Origin of the sequence: Spiroplasma endosymbiont of Ammophila pubescens (genome assembly GCF_964020965.1) — a bacterium.
GTDB lineage: Bacteria > Bacillota_I > Bacilli_A > Mycoplasmatales > Mycoplasmataceae > Spiroplasma.
The window spans coordinates 151427-172026 of record NZ_OZ026611.1; the positions used below are offsets into that span (position 1 = coordinate 151427).

General features: G+C 27.5%; 15 protein-coding genes. All 15 read left to right on the top strand.

Translation table 4 applies throughout. The features are described 5' to 3' along the window. The first annotated feature begins 104 nt into the window (after positions 1-104). The 15 genes from prfA (at position 105) to ABNT63_RS01005 (ending at position 20591) form a co-directional block, all read left to right on the top strand. Positions 105-1181, top strand: coding sequence for a peptide chain release factor 1 (prfA, locus tag ABNT63_RS00935; protein ID WP_348736022.1), 1077 nt, complete (start codon positions 105-107; stop codon positions 1179-1181). After that, positions 1181-2041 carry a peptide chain release factor N(5)-glutamine methyltransferase gene (gene prmC / locus ABNT63_RS00940; RefSeq protein ID WP_348736023.1) on the top strand — a complete coding sequence of 287 codons (861 nt, stop codon included), beginning with the start codon at positions 1181-1183 and terminating at the stop codon, positions 2039-2041. Before prfA ends, prmC begins: the two co-directional genes overlap by 1 nt. 35 nt (positions 2042-2076) lie before the next feature. After that, positions 2077-3501 carry a polypeptide chain release factor methylase gene (locus ABNT63_RS00945; RefSeq protein ID WP_348736024.1) on the top strand — a complete coding sequence of 475 codons (1425 nt, stop codon included), beginning with the start codon at positions 2077-2079 and terminating at the stop codon, positions 3499-3501. A gap of 19 nt (positions 3502-3520) precedes the next feature. Then, entirely contained in the window at positions 3521-4060 is a 540-nt protein-coding gene (locus ABNT63_RS00950; protein WP_348736025.1) for an L-threonylcarbamoyladenylate synthase, read from the top strand. Between the two features lie 87 nt (positions 4061-4147). Next, the gene (locus tag ABNT63_RS00955) at positions 4148-4432 is read left to right on the top strand and encodes a hypothetical protein (protein WP_348736026.1); all 285 of its coding nucleotides are present in this window, start codon (positions 4148-4150) and stop codon (positions 4430-4432) included. Positions 4433-4549: 117 nt separating this feature from the next. Next, positions 4550-5548, top strand: coding sequence for a hypothetical protein (locus ABNT63_RS00960; RefSeq protein WP_348736027.1), 999 nt, complete (start codon positions 4550-4552; stop codon positions 5546-5548). Positions 5549-5567: 19 nt separating this feature from the next. Next, the gene (locus ABNT63_RS00965; protein ID WP_348736028.1) at positions 5568-8507 is read left to right on the top strand and encodes a hypothetical protein; all 2940 of its coding nucleotides are present in this window, start codon (positions 5568-5570) and stop codon (positions 8505-8507) included. A 265-nt stretch (positions 8508-8772) separates the two neighbouring features. After that, positions 8773-10176, top strand: coding sequence for a BMP family ABC transporter substrate-binding protein (locus tag ABNT63_RS00970; protein ID WP_348736029.1), 1404 nt, complete (start codon positions 8773-8775; stop codon positions 10174-10176). A gap of 16 nt (positions 10177-10192) precedes the next feature. Further along, a complete protein-coding gene (locus tag ABNT63_RS00975) occupies positions 10193-11758 on the top strand; it encodes an ABC transporter ATP-binding protein (protein WP_348736030.1) in 1566 nt (521 codons plus the stop codon). After that, positions 11742-13901, top strand: coding sequence for an ABC transporter permease subunit (locus ABNT63_RS00980; protein WP_348736031.1), 2160 nt, complete (start codon positions 11742-11744; stop codon positions 13899-13901). The genes ABNT63_RS00975 and ABNT63_RS00980 overlap by 17 nt, the downstream gene beginning before the upstream one ends. Next, positions 13901-14815, top strand: coding sequence for an ABC transporter permease (locus ABNT63_RS00985; RefSeq protein WP_348736032.1), 915 nt, complete (start codon positions 13901-13903; stop codon positions 14813-14815). The genes ABNT63_RS00980 and ABNT63_RS00985 overlap by 1 nt, the downstream gene beginning before the upstream one ends. 104 nt (positions 14816-14919) lie before the next feature. After that, positions 14920-15594, top strand: coding sequence for a hypothetical protein (locus tag ABNT63_RS00990; protein WP_348736033.1), 675 nt, complete (start codon positions 14920-14922; stop codon positions 15592-15594). 199 nt (positions 15595-15793) lie between these two features. After that, positions 15794-15964: a hypothetical protein gene (locus ABNT63_RS00995; protein ID WP_348736034.1), complete on the top strand. Its 171-nt coding sequence runs from the start codon at positions 15794-15796 to the stop codon at positions 15962-15964. Positions 15965-15983: 19 nt separating this feature from the next. Then, a complete protein-coding gene (locus tag ABNT63_RS01000) occupies positions 15984-16586 on the top strand; it encodes a hypothetical protein (protein ID WP_348736035.1) in 603 nt (200 codons plus the stop codon). A gap of 96 nt (positions 16587-16682) precedes the next feature. Then, on the top strand, positions 16683-20591 hold the full coding sequence (locus ABNT63_RS01005) for a DNA-directed RNA polymerase subunit beta (RefSeq protein ID WP_348736036.1): 3909 nt from the start codon (positions 16683-16685) through the stop codon (positions 20589-20591). Positions 20592-20600 lie beyond the last annotated feature (9 nt).

Sequence of the window (20600 nt, forward strand, 5' to 3'; positions counted from 1 at the left end):
AAAGTCATTAATTATTATGATTTTTTTATTATAATGAATTAAATTAATCATTATTATTTAAAATATATTATAATTGTTAAGTGTCTAAAAAAGAGGTGAAGCAAATGAATCAAAAAACAATTGAACGATTAGAAACGATGTTAAAGCGGTGAAATTTAATTAATGAAGAATTAACAAAACCAGAAATAGTTAATTATGTAAAAAAGTTAACTAGTTTAGCAAAAGAACAAGCACAATTAGAGGAAACCGTTGCTTTATACTTAAATTATAAAAATGTTTTAAATAATATTAATGAAGCAAAATTAATTTTAGAGACAGAAAAGGATTATGAGTTAATTGAATTAGCAAAAGAAGAATTAAAAACCTCAGAAATAAGAAAAGAACAACTTACAGCAGAGTTAAAAGTAATGTTATTGCCAAAAGATCCTAATGATGATAAGAATGTTATTTTTGAAATTCGTGGAGCAGCAGGTGGTGATGAAGGAAACATTTTTGCTGGTGATTTATATCGAATGTATATAAAATATGCAGAACAACAACATTGAAAAGTAGAATTAATTGAAGCAAATGAATCAGAAGCAGGTGGCTTTTCTACAATTTCCTTTATGGTTAAAGGAGATCGTGTTTATTCAAAAATGAAATTTGAATCAGGGGCACATCGTGTTCAACGAATTCCAAAAACAGAAAGTAAAGGGCGAGTACATACATCAACAGCAACCGTTGCTGTTTTACCAGAAATTGAAGAAGTTGATTTTGAAATTAAAACTGCTGATTTAAAAATTGATACTTACCGTGCTTCAGGAGCAGGGGGACAACATGTTAATACAACTGATTCAGCTGTTCGAATTACTCATTTACCAACAGGAGTTGTTGTAACTTCCCAAGATGGCCGTAGTCAACATGATAATAAGGCATTAGCAATGCAACATTTACGAAGTAAATTATATGAAGAACAGCAACGTAAAATTAATGAAGAGCGTGGAACATTAAGAAAAGATGCAGTAGGAACAGGCGACCGGAGTGAAAAAATTCGAACATATAATTATCCTCAGAATCGGGTTACTGATCATCGTATTAATTTAACACTACAAAAATTAGACCAAATTATGGAAGGTAATTTAGATGAAATTGTAGTAGCATTAATTAATGAAGAACAAAGATTGAAAATGGAAGGAAACTAATGACAGTTAATGAATTAATTCAAAAGTCAGAAGATTATTTGAAAGACTCGAATAATGCTAATTATCTTGTCGATATTAAAATTTTAATAGCATTTTTTATGAAAACTTCATTAGCAAAATTATATGCAATTCAAAATGATAAAATTAATTTTAAGATTGATGATTATTGACAACAGTTAATGGCATATCGTAATGGAAAACCAATCCAACATATTACTAATTTACAAAATTTTTATGGATATGATTTTTATGTTGATTATAATGTTTTAATTCCTCGCTATGAAACAGAAGAATTAGTTGATAATATTAATATTATAATTGATGAAATATTGCTTAATAATGGTGATAAACCATTAACTTTAATTGATATTGGAACTGGGAGCGGAGCAATTGCAATTAGTTTAGGCTTAGAAAATCCAAGTTTAACAATTTATGCTAGTGATATTTCAACTGAAGCATTAAAAGTAGCAAAAAGAAATATTAAGCAGTTAAATTGCAAAAATGTTAAATTATTGGAAGGTGATATGCTAGAACCATTTATTAAAAATAAGATTAAAGCTAATCTGCTAGTTTGTAATCCACCTTATATTCCAAAGAATCAAAATATTAGTAATCGTGTTAAAAATTATGAGCCACATGTTGCTTTGTTTGGTGATATTGATGGCCTATATTTTTATCGAGAAATTTTTCAAAATTGACAGAAGGTTGTTAAAAAAAATGGCATTTTATGTTTTGAACATGGTTATGACCAAAAAAAAGATTTAGAAAAATTAGTAAAAGAATATTTTCCAAATCAGAAATATTATTTTCAAAAAGATATAAATAAAAAATGACGAATGTTATTTATTAATATTTTGTAGTAAAATAAAAGAAACTTAAGTGTGAGGTGTAGGATATGGAAGATAAACTTAAAAATATTAAAAGAACTCGCATTATTAGTATTGCTTTTTTATTAGTTTTATTTATTATGGTCCCATATTTTACTTTTATATATGTATCACATAATGATCAACTTTTAAAAAAATACTTTAATTTTATTGCAACAGTACCTAATGATGTTTTAACAACATTTACAACACCTAATCTACCAAATGAGTTTTTAATCTTTGGTTTGCCATATATTGCATTAGGAACATTAGCAGGTGCTATTATTAGTAGTGTTTTTTACATTCATCATCAAAAACGAACAGTTAATTTTAATAATAGAATGTTGTTAATTGGAACAGTTTTTATTATCTCTTTTTTATTTAGTGCTTGTTTATTATTTTCACTTGCAGAATATTATTATGATTTATTTACAGAGTGATGTCGTTCTTTAAGAGGTGGTTATACTGGTCCTGAGTTTGTTAAAAATATTCAAGATATGATTCATAAAGATATTCCAAATCGAGATGCAATTGTTAAAGCATTAATTAATTTAGCAACAGGGCCTGAAACAAACAATAAATATCCATTAACATGAATTGGTCTTAATGCTATTTGATGAATTACAGGATTACAAATGATTTTTATTATTTTTATTATGTTGAAAGTTAGTTTTAAATTAGAATGATTATTAAATGATAATATTAATCCAACTAAAAAAGAAGAATTATTTGTTTTAAAAGATACATTTAATCAAAGTCGTCTTAAAAAGTTTATTAGTCTATATTTAATTCCAAATGAATTTAATATTTCACTATGAGTCGTTTTTTTTTCAAGTATGGTTTTTATTCCCCAATTTGTTTATACAATTATTATTGGCAGTAGTTTTACTGATGCAAACCGGTTTTTTTTATTTTCTTACTTTTATCCACAATTAACAATTAATGCTATTATACCGAATACAACTAGTATTTTAGATCAACCAAATATTGATTATTTTGAGATGACAATGAATATGCCTGGGTCAGAAATTTTTATTAGTGTTGTACCAATTGTTTCTTCTGCTTTAATTATTTCAATGTTATTTGCATTTACTTTTGTAATGTTGAAAAAACCAAATTTAACTAAAAAAGGTTTTATTAGTTTTTATGTTAGTTTTTTAATTGTAACTGGGACTTCACTAGTAATGTTTCTGGTTTCTCAATATGAATTAACAAAAGCAGTTGATTATTGAAATAGTCAAAGTGATAATTTTAAAGAAACAGTAATGGAGCCACTTTTTAAAACAACACATTTAGATTACTTTTGATTACAAGGAAATGAATTATTAGCAAGTGGTATTCTATTATCTGCTTTCATTACTGTTTTATCAATTATTGCTCTTTCACATATTTCAAAAATTAAAAGTAATCATATTAGCAATGAACAAATTAAATCAAATTCAAAGGGTTCATAAGAAAGGAGGCTAATTATATATGAAAGTATATACTGTAAAAGATCGCAAAGAGATTATTGCTGGTTATTTAGCAGAAAAAGTTATTATTGTTCCAACAGATACTATTTATGGCATGACGTGTATTATTAGTTCATCAGTAGCAAAAGCGAGAATTTTTAAAGTTAAAGGACGATCAGAAAAAATGTATTTATCAGTTATTGTTAGTTCAGTTCGTATGGCGAAGAATTTTATTGACTTACCACGTGATGATTTAAAACTCTTTAAAAAGAATGAAACTATTACTATAATAGGTAACATAAAAGATGATATTAATAAGCTTTATAACATTACAGAAGATAATACAATTGGGATTAGAATTACAAAATCAAAATGATTAAAAAAAATTATTAATAAGGTTGGGCCAATTTATGGGACAAGTGTAAATATTAGCGGTCAAAATTATGCTAAAGAATTTAATGATCTTCAAAAATTTAATGTTGATATTATTGTTGACGTTGGTTATTTAGATAATCGTCCTTCAAAGATTTATAATTCTTTAACAAAAGAATTTATTAGATAAGGAGGCAAAAAATGGCAAAAAAAAATAAATAAAAAACAATGATCATGATATCGAATTATTAATGTTGTTGTTTTATGTATCTTAATTTTGTTAACATGTATTTTTACTGTTTTATTTATTATTAACCAAGAAAAATATATTGTTGCTTTCTTAATTACAATCTTATTTTTAGGTGTATGAGTTATTGGTTACTTTATGGAGCATTTCTTTTTTATGAATAAAGATAATCTTCGAATTGGGACAAGAAAAATAATGAGGGACTATCGTAAAAAAGATGATGATGGTAGCAATCCATCCTTAGGAAAAAAGGAAGAAAGAATTAAACAATTAGAACAAGAACTTGCGGATTTAAAGAAAGAGCACAATGGTTAATTTTAGAAAAGGATAATATCATACCAAATTGCATTTCATAATGCAATTTTTTTATAATTTTTTTTTAGAAAAATGATATAATTTAACTATAAATAAACGAAGCAGGAGGACTACGCGATGTACATCAATCCATTCGAAAGAATGAAAAATATGAAATTAAATACTGATGAAACAAATACAATAAATATGAAAAGTAATGGTCGAAATATAAATTTATTACAAGGTAATAATGAAGATGGGGAACTGACAGAAGACTTTTTAAAGAATAGTAATCATAATATTAAAACTAATGAACTTAAGATTGATGGAATTACATTATCAAGTTTTGAAATTATTCGTGATTTAATGAAAATTTTTAAAGAAAAAAATAACGAAATGCAATTTTTCTTAGCAGTTATGGATAAAGGAAATTGTGATTCAATGTCTGAAATTGCTACTTCTTTTTTTTCAATGCCGCTTGTTAATATTGATTTATTACGTATTGAGTTATATGCTTCACCATTTTTATTTTTACTTAAAAAAATTATTAAGGGAATACCAAAAGTTAGTTTAGAGGATAAAAAAGTTTTATGAGATCGTGTTAAATTATTTGCACGAACTTTAAAACAAAGTGAATCATTAGAACAAGTTAATGATTCTAATTCAATTGTAATTGTTAATGAGTTAGAATTTGATGATCCATTAGAGTATATTAGAAGAGAATTTGAAGAAATTTTACGTGCTTATGACATCACAGAAAATATTGTAGTAATTTTTAATAATATTGATTTAGTGAGATATGTTAAATTTAAACAAATATTTAGCTTAGTACAAGCTATTTTTAAAGGAATTTTACAGTTTAAATTTATTGTTGGATTAAATCCACTTTTAATTGAAACTTATGTTAAACAGATGTATGGCAATTATGCAACAGACCAATTGGTTGCGCATGAAGTTAGTGCTTATAACAAACGATATATTATTAAAAATGAAAATGATAATATCGTTACTAAAGAACCAACAAAAGAAGCAGTTGATTCTTATCATCCAATGTCAAATTTTGCTTATGTTGAAACAGAAGATGAGGATGATGAAACAATTGGCTTTGATTATTGAGCTATGCGCGGTGGAAAGTAGATAGAGGAGGATAATTAAAATGTTTGTGTTTTTAGTAACATTAGGGTGAAGTTTAATTATAATTGGAGCGATAGTTCAAATTTTTACTGCTATTTTAAACTTTTTGATAATACAATCTGTTGCGCTTCCATCAATTTTAAATTCAATGAATGATATTTTTCAAACATCAATTTTTAAACAAGAACAAATTTTAAGTTATTTGACAGGAGATATTTGATGATACACAATTATTGCTTTAACAATTTTTGTTGCATTATTAGTTATTACACTAGTATCAGTTCAACTGCATCGTGTTAAAAAAGGACAATTAATTGCAAAACCATATATTAAAATAATATTTGTTACATTAATTATTGCAGCATTAATTTATGGAAAAGTAGCAGTATTAATATTAGCAGCATTAATGTTTATTGGTTTATTGTTTATTGAATCATCATTATTTGATGTTGAGTCTTTACAAAATTTTGTTGAAGAACGAAATATGATTGTTATTTACCACCAAGATAAAAAACTTGAAAGAGAGGTAAATAAAGAGGGAAAGTATCATGGAAGCGCAACTTTGGGAGTTGACGCGACTATCGCAGGGATTGGAGAAACCGAAAGAGATTTCAAAAACAATGATTACGCAAAAGAGGATGATAGTAAAAAATTATCTTATCAAAAATCAAATTCGATTTTTTCATCAAATGAATTAAATAATTTATTTAATTCTAATAAAAATGATGTTGATGAACATGAATTAGCAAATTTAATTAATGATATGACACAAACTATGACAAATCCACAGAAACTAGCGGTTTTTGAAACAAAATCAAATACAACGGAAACTGATTTAAAACAAAGTAAATCAAAAGAATTATCAAAACCACCAGTTGTTAATGAAGTTAAGCAACAAGAAAAATCAAACTTGGAATCAGACCAATTAGAAGATCAAAATTCAGCAAATGATGCTCCACAAAATGAACGAGTTGAGGAAATTCCTGCTCCATTCTTGGATGTAAAATCAAATGCTGATTATAAGTTTAATGCTGATATTAAAATTTTTGCTGATAAAACAAGCGCTGTAAACGAAAATGCTGATTTTAATGCAGCAGAAGATGAAAAACCAAATTTTTCTTTTTTAGATGATGAATTTTTGAATTCATCATGAACATCAGAGAAACCAATGACAAGAAAACAAAAAAAACTTTATAATAAATGAAGTGAAATGTATCAACAAGCACTTAATATTAAACAAATGGTAGAAGAAGAAGTAGAAATAGCAGAAGTAAAACCTAAATTCATTAAAAAGAAAGCTAAAATTTATAATGTTCTTGCTAAACAAGCAAATGGATTAGTAAGAAAATTAAAGTTAGAACCAGAGCATGAATTAAAATTAATGCGTATTGCTGAAATATTTAGTAATAATTCACAAGCCACAGTTGATTTTCTTAATGATCAAATTTTAGCAACAGATAATAATGTAATTGATAATGTCTTGAATGAAAACATTAATGAATCATCAGAAAATATTAGTTTAGAAATTAATACTTTTAATAATGTTGTAGATAATGGTAAAACAAAAAAAGAGATAGAAATTATGAACAACAATATTAAACTAGCAAACCAAGAATCACAACGGACAGGAATTATATTTATTCCATCTGATCATAATATTGATAAATTAAAAGAAGAATTATTACCTGATATTAAAACATCAGATGATGAAGAAACAAAAACAGATAATGTACCAGATAATTATGATTACCCTTTTGCTGAACTAGCCGGGTTAGATGATTCACAAGTTGGGCATCTTGATGAAATTGATTCAGTTGCAAATGAAGATAATTATGATGATGAAATACAATCTTCTGAAAACAATGAGCTTTCAGACCTATCAGTTGAACAACAAACAGTAGAACAAATAGAAAATAATATGGCAACGCTAGTTGAAGATGAAATCTTAAGAACTAATGAAGTAAAACCCGAGCATGAGATAAAAAATGATGCAATTAATTTAGAATTAACTCCTGAACCACTAGATACAACAGAACCAAACAATGTGGGAGCAGATATGTTTAATATCTTAATGAATGAAAAACAAAATACTATTTTAACAGAAACAGAAGATAGTGTACCTGCAGAAATATTTACAACAGATGTTAAAGGAACAAATCAATTAGAAGTTAACGCAGATGAATTAAATAAGAATAAAATAGAAGATCATCAAGGTTATTTATTACATGATGTTGTTACAAATGAAACAAATAAATCGTTGCAACCAGAAATTCGACCAATTTTAAAAGACGAAGTATCGTATAGTTTAGATGAATTAGATGATAAAATTATGAATGGTGATTTTTCAAATTTAGATGATGAAGTAATTGAATACTTTAATCAGGAAAAGCCAGAACCAATTAAGGAAACACCATTTGTAGAAGAACCACCATTACAACAAGTTATTTCAAATGATTTTGAATATCGTTTTGAAAGAATTGAAGAATTAATTAAGGATTCAATTAACTTACATACAACACACACAAAAACATTAGGAGAAGTGCAAAATCACTTAAAAAATTTAACTTTAAAAGTTGAATCGTTAGAGGCAAAATCAGCAGATTTTGCAAAAAAAATTAACGATGTTGAAACTAAAAAATATATTAAGTATCACGGTGTTGTACCAATTGATCAGTTTTATCCTCAAATTAGTGATATTAACTTAGTATCAACACGTTATAATTTATATAATAAAAAAGGTTATTCTAACACATATGGTGTTGCTAACTCAAGTGAAAGTTCATATGGTTTGGGCAATTATTATCGAACTAAAAATAGTAATTCATCTCAAGAAGAAATAAGGGCAAATAATAATCAATTTGCTGATTATAATCATCTTAATTTACATAATATTTCTAAATATACTAAACAAGATATTCCATTTGAAACAAATTGTCCATTTTGTAAAAAGATTAACAAATAAAAATTATTATTTTATTGGTTAATATTATAAATAAATTTATTAAAAAAGTTAAACTTAGGTTGATTAAATTTAACTTTTTTTATTTAGAAAGTAGTTTTTTTCTTTTCATTTATTTAAAAATATGTTAAAAATAAATTGGCAATGAGATATTACATTGTTAGGGCATTAAACATAGTAATTTAAGTATGAAAGGAAATATTCAATTGCCGAATAATAATTAATTAAAAAATATAATTTATTAGTAATAAAAAGGAGGAAATAAACAATGAGAAAATTGCTCAGTGTTTTTGTAGCAGCAACTTTGATAAATGGTTCGAGTCTTTTTCCTGTTGCATGTGCTAAAAAATATTATTTTGATAGTAATATTTGAGTTATTACCGATGCTTTTATTGTGACCGATGCATCGTTTAATGAATCAGCATGAGATGGAGCAAGTAAATATGTCATTTCACAAAAGGATAAAGAAATTTTACCATCAGAGTGAAAAAAAAGTCACCATCGAGCTAATTATTATGAACCAGCAAGTCAAACACCATCTGACCTTAAAACAGCTTATTTAACAGCATATATTTCTGGCGCAAAAACATTAATTTTGCCAGGTTTTGTGCATGGTAATACCATTGGATGAGGTGCAGAAATAGTTGATAATTTAATTTATATTGATGGAAGTAGCCAAAATATTCATTTAGGAATGGATCCCAAAAAACCATTAGCAACAAATGTTGTTGGAATAAATTATGAAGCTGAATCATCGGGATTTTTTGCAGGAATTGCAACAGCATTATGATTAAATGCTAATCAAAGCAAATATCCTTTAGGTTTAAAAATATCTACATATGGTGGAATGGATAATCCTAGCGCTGTTTCAAATTATATGTGAGGATTTTTAGTGGCTGCTGATATTTTTAATGCAATCATTAGTAACAGCAATTTACCAAACTTATTTAACATTAGAACAGATCTTTTAGCACAAGTTAAAAAAATGAATCCAGCAGTAACTGATTTACAAAAAATTGAAAAAGTACAAAATGTTATAAAAAATAATGAATCATGATTTTCACAATCATTTGAAATTGGACATGGGAAAGATATTTCAGATGAATTACTTTCTCGTGGAGCAAGTATTATTTTCCCTGTTGCAGGTTTGCAAACCCAAGATACTATTGGCCGAATTAAATATAATAAATCACCAGCTAAAGTTATTGGTGTTGATACCGAACAATCTAAAATTTATGGAGAAGACATAATCGTAACAAGTGCCTTAAAAGAAATTGCAACTTCAACTAAAGAAGCTCTCAATAATATTTATTCAGATAAATGTGGTTATTCATCTAATACTAATACTTGAGACAATAATCATGTGACACCGGAATGTTGAATTAATACTGATCAATCATCAATTCATTATCCAACTTGGATAGGGATTGAAACAACAAAGTCAATTAATGAAGATACTGTTAATTTTATTCATAATAAAACTGATGATTTAACAAAGGATACAGCATTTGATAAAATTATTAAAGTATTACAAGATGTTTATTCCCGAGGAATTGATGATGTCCCTCCTGTAGCAGCAAAAGTATTTACAACAACATTAGCAAATACTTATCAAAATAGTGATACATTGAAAACTTATATTTTAAATGCAATTGAAACCGCTTTGCAATAGAAGGAAAGGACATAATATGAAAAACAATAATGAATATGCAATAGAAATGAATAATATTACCAAGGTCTTTGGTGATTTAATTGCAAATGATGATATTACCTTAAAAGTAAAAAAAGGTGAAATTCATGCTTTAATTGGCGAAAATGGAGCAGGAAAATCAATATTAATGAGTATTTTATTTGGTTTGTATGAACCAACAAAGGGAGAAATCCTTATTAATGGAAAACCAGAATATATTAATAATCCTATTAAAGCGAATCAATTAGGAATTGGTATGGTTCATCAACATTTTAAATTAGTTGATATTTTTACTGTACTTGATAACATTACATTAGGATATGAACAGTTAAAAGGGAAAGTATTTTTAGATCGTTCAAAAGAAACACGTGATATTAGTCAAATTGCAATTAAATATAATTTGCAAGTTGATTTTAGTTCAAAAATTGCAAATATTTCAGTTGGAATGCAACAACGAGTTGAAATTTTAAAAATTTTATATCGTGAAGCAGATATTTTAGTTTTTGATGAACCAACAGCTGTTTTAACATCACAAGAAATTGAAGGCTTATTAAATATTATGTTAGATTTAAAAAAAGATGGGAAAACAATTATTTTTATTTCCCATAAATTAGATGAAGTGAAAAAAATTGCTGATCGGGCAACAGTTATTCGACGTGGAAAAGTTGTCGAAACTTTTAATGTGCAAGATAAAAATGAGAAAGAAATTGCTGAAGCAATGGTTGGCCATAATTTAGTTGAAATTAAAAATTCAGGGCAAGCACCACGAGAAGAAGTTTTATTAAGAATTGAAAATTTATCAGTAAAGAAAAGAGGCCTAACGCGTTTAATGGCTTTAGATGATTTTAATTTAACCGTTCATTCAGGAGAAATTGTTGCAATTGCTGGAGTAGAAGGAAATGGACAGACTGAATTAGTAAATATTCTAACCGGATTAGAAAAAGGAGCCTCTGGAGAAATAATTTTTAATGATATTAATGTGACCAAAAAAAGTATTTATGAACGCTATCAAAATGGAATGTCTCATATTCCTGAAGATCGTCATAAATATGGTTTAATCTTAGAATTCAATGCAATTGATAATGTTGTTTTACAAAATATTAATCAAAAACCATTTTCAAATTATTGTTTATTAGATAAAGGAGCAATTCAATTATATGCTCAACAAATTGTTAATAAATATGATGTACGAGATGCAAATTCTGGTTTTGCTGTTACACGCAGCTTATCAGGAGGTAATCAGCAAAAATTAGTTATTGGGCGAGAACTATCACGACAACATAATATTTTAGTTGTTGTTCAACCAACAAGGGGTTTAGATGTTGGAGCAATTAAATATATTCATAATAAAATTTTGGAAGAAAAAGCACAAGGGAAAGCAGTCTTATTAGTTTCATATGAATTAGAAGAAATTATGAGTTTAGCTGACCGTATTGTTGTTTTACATAATGGACGCATTACTGGTGAAGTTACTGGCAATAAAATTAAACGTGAAGAAATTGGTTTAATGATGGCAGGAAGATATCATAAGAAAGGAATAAAAATTAATGCAAACACAAATTAAAAATTATGGATGATTATTAAAACAAAAAACAAGAATTTTCTTTCGTTCAAATGAATTTAAAACTAAAATGAACTATTTTAAGGCATCTATTTTTGCAATTATTGCAGGAGTTCTGCTTAGTTTTATTATTATCGGTGCAAATGCATCAGATCCATTATTATTTTTTAGTTATGTTTTTCGACTAGCTTTTCACCCATTATTAAAAGATTCGACATTAACTTATTGAGCAATTTATATTGTTGCGGGATTAGCTGTTGCGGTTGGTTTTAAAGCTGGATTATTTAATATTGGTGTTCCTGGACAAATGTTATTAGCAGGTAGTATGACAATTGTTTTAGGTTTAAAGAACCCCACAATTAGTCAAGGAGCTGGCGTAATTGGAGCTTTATTTATTTCAATTCTTGTTGGTGCAATGTTAGCAGCAATTGTTGGAGCATTAAAAGCTTATTTTAATATTCATGAAGTTGTTTCAACAATTATGTTAAATTGAATTGTTTGGTATGTTATGAAATGAATGTTTATGAATCCAACGCATGGGATGTGAAATTCAAATCAAAATTCAACAATTGATATTGTTAAAACAGCTCCAAATTTTAATTTAGTATTGAATGGGCAATTATGAATTATTCCATTTATTATTGCAATGTTATTATTAGGAATAATTATTTTTATTATGAATTATACTGTTTTAGGTTTTCGAATTAAAGCGGTTGGAAAATCAAAAAATGCTTCTTTATACGCTGGAACAAATGTTAAAGCATATACTATTGTTTCAATGGCATTATCAGGTGCTTTAGCGGGCGTGTTAGGAATGTTATATTATATGACACAATCAACAGTATTACAATTTACAACTGATGCATTACCAGTTGTCGGTTTTGATGCAATTGCTGTTGCATTAGTTGCTTTTACAAATGGGTTTGCTATTTTACCAATTGCTTTATTATGAGGAATTATTAAAACAGCTGCTTTGCAAGCAACGCAATTACCTGATTTTCAAATGTCAAAACAAATGGGACAATTGATTTTCGGAATCATTATTTATATGTCTGCAATTTCTACATTATTTATTTACTTTAAACCGATCTTTTGATTGCGTCGTTGATGAAATATTCAACACAATGTAGAATGAAAGCAAGAATATAATAAATATCAAAAACAAATTAAGGACTATCAAAAACAAATTAAAAATACGAATAAAATATATCGAATTAAAATGCAAGAATTAAAAAAAGAAGGAACTAAAGAAGAAATTAAAGCATATCGGAATGAAATTAATGATCAATTAACGTTATATGCCGGGAAAATTACCACTTTAAAAACAGAAATTCGTTTTTTTGAAAATTTAAAATATAAGGAAGCAACAAAAATTAGGCAACGTGGTCTTAAAACAAAATATAAATTAGCAACATTTATTGCCCTTGGTTCCGCATTAGACCATTTTGTACAAGTGAAAAATGAATATTTATTAAAAAAACAAGAAATTAGTTTTTTAAAAAATAATTATTATCAAGCCGTATGAAAAGTAAAAGGGCAAGTAAAACAAGAATTATCACAGTTTTATAATTTTCCGAAAAAAGAATTATATGCTAAATTATCACATTTACAGTCGCAATATGGTGATTTAGTTTTAAAGCAAGAGGAAGCTATTAAAAAATTACGTGAAAGTTATTATCCTATTTTTAATCAAATTCAACAAAAATATGGAAATGATTTTAAAAGATTGCAAAAAGAAGAAGCACTGATTACTAAAAAATTAAATCAAGAAATTAAAGCATTAAAACGCCAACAACGTCGTGAAATGTATCAATTTAAAATAGCAAATTATCAAAGTAAGAAAAAAATTAAACGGGAATTAAGAATAATTAATCGTCAAGTAAAAGCAGATGTTAAGATTCAACAGGAAGTGGTTGTGTTAAAACAAAATTTAAAACTGCAATTAAAAGAGATGAAACAACAATTTAATCTTGAATATCAAGCTATGCGCAAAAAACATAAAAGAGAGATGCCACAGTGGAAAAAGGAATTAAATCAAAAATTAAAACATATTCGAAAAGTTGTTTCAGAAGATAATAAAATTTTAAAAGCAAAATATCATCGTCAAAATGCCGCTTATCAAATGCAAAAAGGAGGAAAAAAATAATGGAAGCAGTTTCACAATTATTTGCTAATGGTTCAATTCTTTTTGCAGTATTGTTAATTGCGGCAATGGCTGGTTTGTATTCAGAACGCGCAGGAGTTGTTAATATTGCTATTGATGGAATTATGATTATTGGTGCGTTAGTTTATGCGTTACTTGGTAAAGTATTATCACAATATGGTAATGGAATGCAAATTATTGCTTTATTAATTGCCACAATTTGTGGTGGGACTTTTGCCTTATTACATGGTTTTGCTTCAATTACTTTAAAAGCACAACAAGTAATTTCTGGAACAGCGTTAAATTTATTAGCAACTGGAATCGGATTATTTTTTGTAAGCATTCCATCCTTAGCGGCTGGAAATATGATTCAAACAGGTTTTAGTACAATTGGGATTGATTCATATCAAATTATTAATATTTTCTTAATTATTGCAATTGTTTTAGCAGGTTTTACCTTTATTTTCTTTAGATTTACAAAAACAGGACTACGCTATGTTGGATGTGGTGAGAATCCTAATGCAGTTGATGCAGCTGGAATTAATGTAATTAAAACAAGATATAAGGCAGTTATTATTTCTGGATGCTTAGCAGGCCTAGCAGGGGCAATGTTCACTCATTATGTTTCTGGGCAATTTCGTGGTGACGTCCAAGGACAAGGATATATTGCCTTGGCAATTATGATTTTTGGGCAATGACGAATTCAATATATTACATTGGGAGCAGTCTTATTCAGCTTTTTAATTGCTTTAGCAGGAATATTATGACGTTTTGTAGGTTGAAATATTGCTGATCCATCAAATCAGTTATTAAAAATTTTACCATTTGTCTTTGCATTAATAACAATGGTTATTTTCTCAAAAAATTCAAAAGTACCAAAAGCATCAGGAATTCCATTTGATAAGTCATTACGATAAAAACAACCGATATCGGTTGTTTTTATTTACATTTTCTTATTTTTTTTCTATAATTAATGTATTCTGAGGATATATTCTGTAAAAAATAAGGGAAAAAACTATTTATGAAAAAACTATTCATTATTTTTAGTGTTGTCGGATTATTTACCACTGGGATAACTAGTAAAATTACAAGTTGTCGAATGATAAAATATCGTGATACTAATTATACTAATTCAAATTTACAAAATGAGATGTTAATTTGAATGAAAATTGCCAGTGATGTTAGTAATGAGATAATAAATTATGATAGCAATGGAAATATTAAAAATTCAAACGAATTTCCAGAATCAAATCAATTTTATGATTTAGTTAATCAACGTAACCAGTTGGTTGTTCTTGACCGTTCAAATACGCAGATTAATTTAGGATTAAAAAAATTTCAAAATGAATGTAAAGAAATATTTAAGAAATTAAATGTTAAAATTAGTGAAACATATCCAAATTATTTTAATACTTTAAAGAAAAAACCATTGTATCACCTTGAAGAAGCAGATAAATTTACTTTAACTTATGTTGATTTAGATAAAATTAATAAATTAACTAATACTACAACGACTGGTGTTCGGGCAGTTCAAATTCAGTATGAATTTATGTTAGATTTAAGTTTTAAATCCTTAAGACAAATGCGCCCATTTACAGTTACTTATGTTATTACAAATGAACCAGATGAAATTAAAAAAATTTTAGAAAAATCAATTGCAAAAATCAAAAAATATTTAATTAACTTTTTTAAGTAATTATGAAAATGTCATAATTGATCAAAACAATGAATTCAAATCAATTTATGATGATTTTGAAATTAATTATAATACTAATGTTAAACCATTAGATAAAATTTTTATTCAACAATTTAATGAAAAAATTAAGAAAAATAATGTAATTAACCAAGAAATTCGTGCGGCAATTGCTTTTGATAAAACTGGTAATAAATCTTTAATGCGCTTAATTTTAGGAACGGTAACAGCTGAAAATTCAGGACAATTACTTGAAACAGCTGACATTGGTAATTATCAACCAGCCTTATGGGCAGGAGAGGGAATAAATCCATCGGGCTTAACAGCTGAAAATTTTGTTACAGCTTATAAAAAAAAGTTTACCTATTTTTAATGTCAGTGATAATCATATGATGTTAGCTAAATTATGTGTTAATTTAAATTTTATTTCACTATATGGTTTACCATTAGCTGGAACATTAAAAATCGATGGTAAAAATTTTGAAAGTAATATTTTAATTAGTCGTCAAGGTTTAGATATTAAATTAATAAATTTTGGAAAAATAATTGTTGCGTTTCATAAATATTATCAAGTTGAAATTAAAAAACGAGTTTCAACTTTTAAAGATGAAATTAATTTTAAGCATATTAGTGTATTTCATGTTGGTGAAAAGTTATTTAATAAATTTAAAAGAAATACACATAATGCTAATGCAATTTTTAAAGAATTATTAAGTAATTTTAAACAAAGTTCAAATGTAGAGAATTTACCTGATCTTAAGTTATTTAATGCTTATAATTTGGTCAAAGATAAAGCCGTTTGAGTTGGAAATAATAATAATAATGAAACCGTTCGAAATCGAATTGTCTTCAATTATTATTGAGGTTCATTTTGTTTAGCATTTACATTTGGTTTAAATCGAACAAATTCAATTTTCTATGTAGCCTACGGTTCAAATGGTGACGATATTGATGTTACTCATGGATGATGAGCATGAATTTTAATTGATAAGTAATTTAGTTTTACAACTTTTAATAAAAAGAATTGACTTTTGTGTCAAACCAATATAAAATTTATAAGCGTATATTGTGAAAAGTGAGGTTAATAATTAATGGCATTAAAAGAAAAAGAATTTGGGCATTACGCTAAAAGAATTGATTACACAAAAGTAAGTGGGAATTTAGATTTACCAAACTTAATTGAAATTCAAACTGAAACATATGATTGATTCAAGAAAACAGGGATTAACGAAGTGTTCGGGGAGGTATTTCCGATTGTTGGACATGAAGGAAATATCGTTTTAGAGATGTTAGATTGAGAATTTAGAGAGCCACGAAGAACAATTTCTCAAGCAAAAGATGAGTCAAAAATCTTTGAAGCACCAATTTATTCAAATTTAAAATTAACAATTAATTCAAAAGATTTAGAAGTTGAAAAAGCAATTGTTAAGGGAGAACCCGAATTAATTAAAGCGTGAATTGAAGAACGTGTTGGGCATATGATTACAATTTTAAAAAAATCAACTGATGTTATTTATTATGATATTCATTCTGGCGATGAAACAGCAACATGTACAGTAACAATTAAAGAAAGATTAGATGATAAACTAATTATTGATATTACAATTGAAAAAGAAGGCGAAGTCTTTTTTGGTGATTTTCCACTAATGACAGGAAAAGGAACTTTTATTGTTAATGGTTCAGAAAAAGTCGTTGTTTCACAATTAGTTCGTTCACCAGGAGCATATTATAAAATTGATTTAAATCGTAAAAATGGAGAAAATGTTTACTATGTTGATTTAATTCCATCACGAGGGACATGGTTAGAGTTTGAATCAGATCATAAAAAAATTAAAGTTGGAAAAGAAGAAAAATTTGAGAATGTTTTTTATGTAAAAATAGATAAATCTAGAAAAGTATCGGTTGCTAATTTCTTAACGGCGTTAGGATTTATTAAAGAAGATGCTCTAGAAATTTTTAGCGATAATAAATTAGTAAAAAGCACCTATGAATTAGATCCATACACAGGTGATATTTCATATGACCAAAGTATTGCTGTTCAAGAAATTTATAAAAAAATTCGTTCAGGAGAAACAGCAACTCCAGATGGTGCGACAAAATATTTATATGGATTATTATTTGATAAACGTAAGTATGATTTAACCAAAGCAGGACGTTTTAAATTAATTCAAAAATTATCAGTTGAAAATCGAATTTATAACAAAATATTAGCTGAAGACATTAAAGATGTAAATGGTAAAGTTGTTTTTATCGAGGGAACGTTAATGAATAAAGAAGCTATTAACAAATTAAAAGGAATTTTAAAAGTAGGAGCTTGTTTACAAGAAGTTAAATTTAGTGATGAAATTATTTGTTCTAATAAAATCCAAAAAATTAAAGTGTATGTTGATAATGAAGTTCGTTCACGTGTAGCGAATATTATTGGAATTGATCCTAATGCAACTGATGAATATGTAACAGTTCCTGATGTTTTGGCGACATTTTCATATTTATTAAATTTAACAGATGGAATTGGGGAAGTTGATGATATTGACCACTTAGGAAATCGTCGTGTTCGAACAATTGGGGAATTATTACAAAATCAATTTCGAATTGGTTTACTAAGAATTGAAAAAAATGTTAAAGAAAAAATGTCAACTTCAAATTTATTTAAAATAAAACCTTCAAATATTATTAATAATAAGCCATTATCAGCAATTATTGGTGAATTTTTCAATTTATCACAATTATCACAATTTATGGATCAGACAAATCCTTTAGCTGAATTAACAAATAAACGTCGATTAACAGCCCTAGGACCAGGAGGATTATCAAGAGAACGTGCTGGGTTAGAGGTCCGAGATGTTCACTACTCACATTATGGTCGTATTTGTCCAATTGAGACCCCAGAAGGGCCTAATATTGGGTTAATTAATAACTTAGCAACATATGCCAAAATTAATTCATATGGATTTATTGAAACACCATATCGTCGTGTTATTGGTTGCAAAGTTACAATGGAAAATGATTATTTAACAGCTGATGAAGAAAAAAATTATGTTGTTGCACAAGCTAATATTCGTTTAAGTGATAAGGGTGAAATTTTAGATGAACAAGTGGTTGCACGTTTCCAAGGAGAAAATATTATTGCTTGACGAAACGATGTTGACTATGTTGATGTTTCACCAAAACAAATTGTTTCAATTGCAACAAGTTGTATTCCATTTTTAGAAAATGATGATGCCAATCGTGCTTTAATGGGTGCTAATATGCAACGACAAGCAATTCCTTTAATTGCGCCAAATTCACCATATATAGGAACAGGAGTTGAATATGCTGCTGCTCGTGACTCGGGATTAGCAATTGTTTCACAATATGATGGAAGTGTTGATTTTGTTGATGCAACAAGAATTGTTTTAAAAACAAAAGAAGGGTTAAAAAATTATAATTTAGACACTTTTGTTCGTAGTAACCAAGGAACATCATTAACTCATGTCCCATTAGTACGTCAAGGACAAAAAATTGAAAAAGGACAAGTTTTAGCTGATGGACCATCAATTGATAAAGGAGAACTAGCATTAGGACAAAATGTAGTAGTTGCTTTTACAACATGAAATGGTTACAACTATGAAGATGCAATTATTGTTTCAGAACGGTTAGTATCCGAAGATGTTTTTACATCAATTCATATTGAAGAATATACAATTGAACGTCGTCAAACAAAACAAGGTCCAGAAGAGATTACTCGTGAGATTCCGAATATTTCTGAAAATGCACGAAAATTTTTAGATGATGATGGATTAGTTATTATTGGGACAGAAGTTAAACCCGGTGATATTTTAGTTGGAAAAGTAACACCAAAAGGACAAACCCAATTATCACCAGAAGATAAATTATTACAAGCAATTTTTGGTGAAAAATCAAAAAATGTTAAAGATAATTCATTACGAGTTCCAAATGGTGGTGAAGGAATTATCCAAGCAATTAAACGCTTTCCACGAGAAAAATATGAATTATCAGCTGATGTTTTAGAAGTTATTAAAGTTTATATTGTTCAAAAACGAAAAATCCAAGAAGGAGATAAAATTGCTGGTCGTCATGGTAACAAAGGGGTTATTTCGAAAATTTTACCGTTGGAAGATATGCCACATATGGAAGATGGAACACCAATTGATATTATGTTAAATCCATTAGGGGTACCATCACGAATGAATATTGGACAGGTGTTAGAAATTCATTTGGGAATGGCAGCGAAAAAGTTGGGACAAAAAATTTCAACTCCTGTTTTTGATGGAATGACAAATGAAGAATTAATTGAAATTATGGATAAAGCAGGAATGAAAAACTTTGGGAAAGAAGTTTTAATTGACGGTCGAACAGGTGAAAAATTTGATAATCCAGTTTCGGTAGGAGTAATGTATATGTTGAAATTATCACACATGGTTGATGATAAATTACATGCAAGAAATGTTGGACCATATTCATTAATTACACAACAACCATTAGGAGGAAAAGCCCAAAATGGGGGACAACGTTTTGGAGAAATGGAAGTATGAGCGTTAGAAGCTTATGGTGCAGCTCATACATTACGTGAAATTTTAACAATTAAGTCTGATGATATTAAAGGAAGAACACGTGCTTATGAATCAATTGTGAAAGATAAAAAGATTTCAGAACCAGGAATTCCAGAATCATTTAATGTGCTAACTCGTGAAATTCAAGGGTTAGGATTTAATATTCATATGATTGACGAAAAAGGAAACATTAAAAATATTAAGAGTTATGATGAGACAGATTATGTTGATGAAGACTTATTAACAGATAGTGATGAATTTGAAGATGAATTTGATATTGATAACTTTATTTTAAGTACTAATCGTGAGCCACAAAAAAATGATAATTTAGATGAATTTGTTAAAGTTGAAGATAGTTTTGACTTGGTAGATAATTTAGACGATGATGAGTTAGATGACATTGATGATGAACTTGATGAAATTAATGATCAAGATGAATTAGATTAAGGGGGAAGA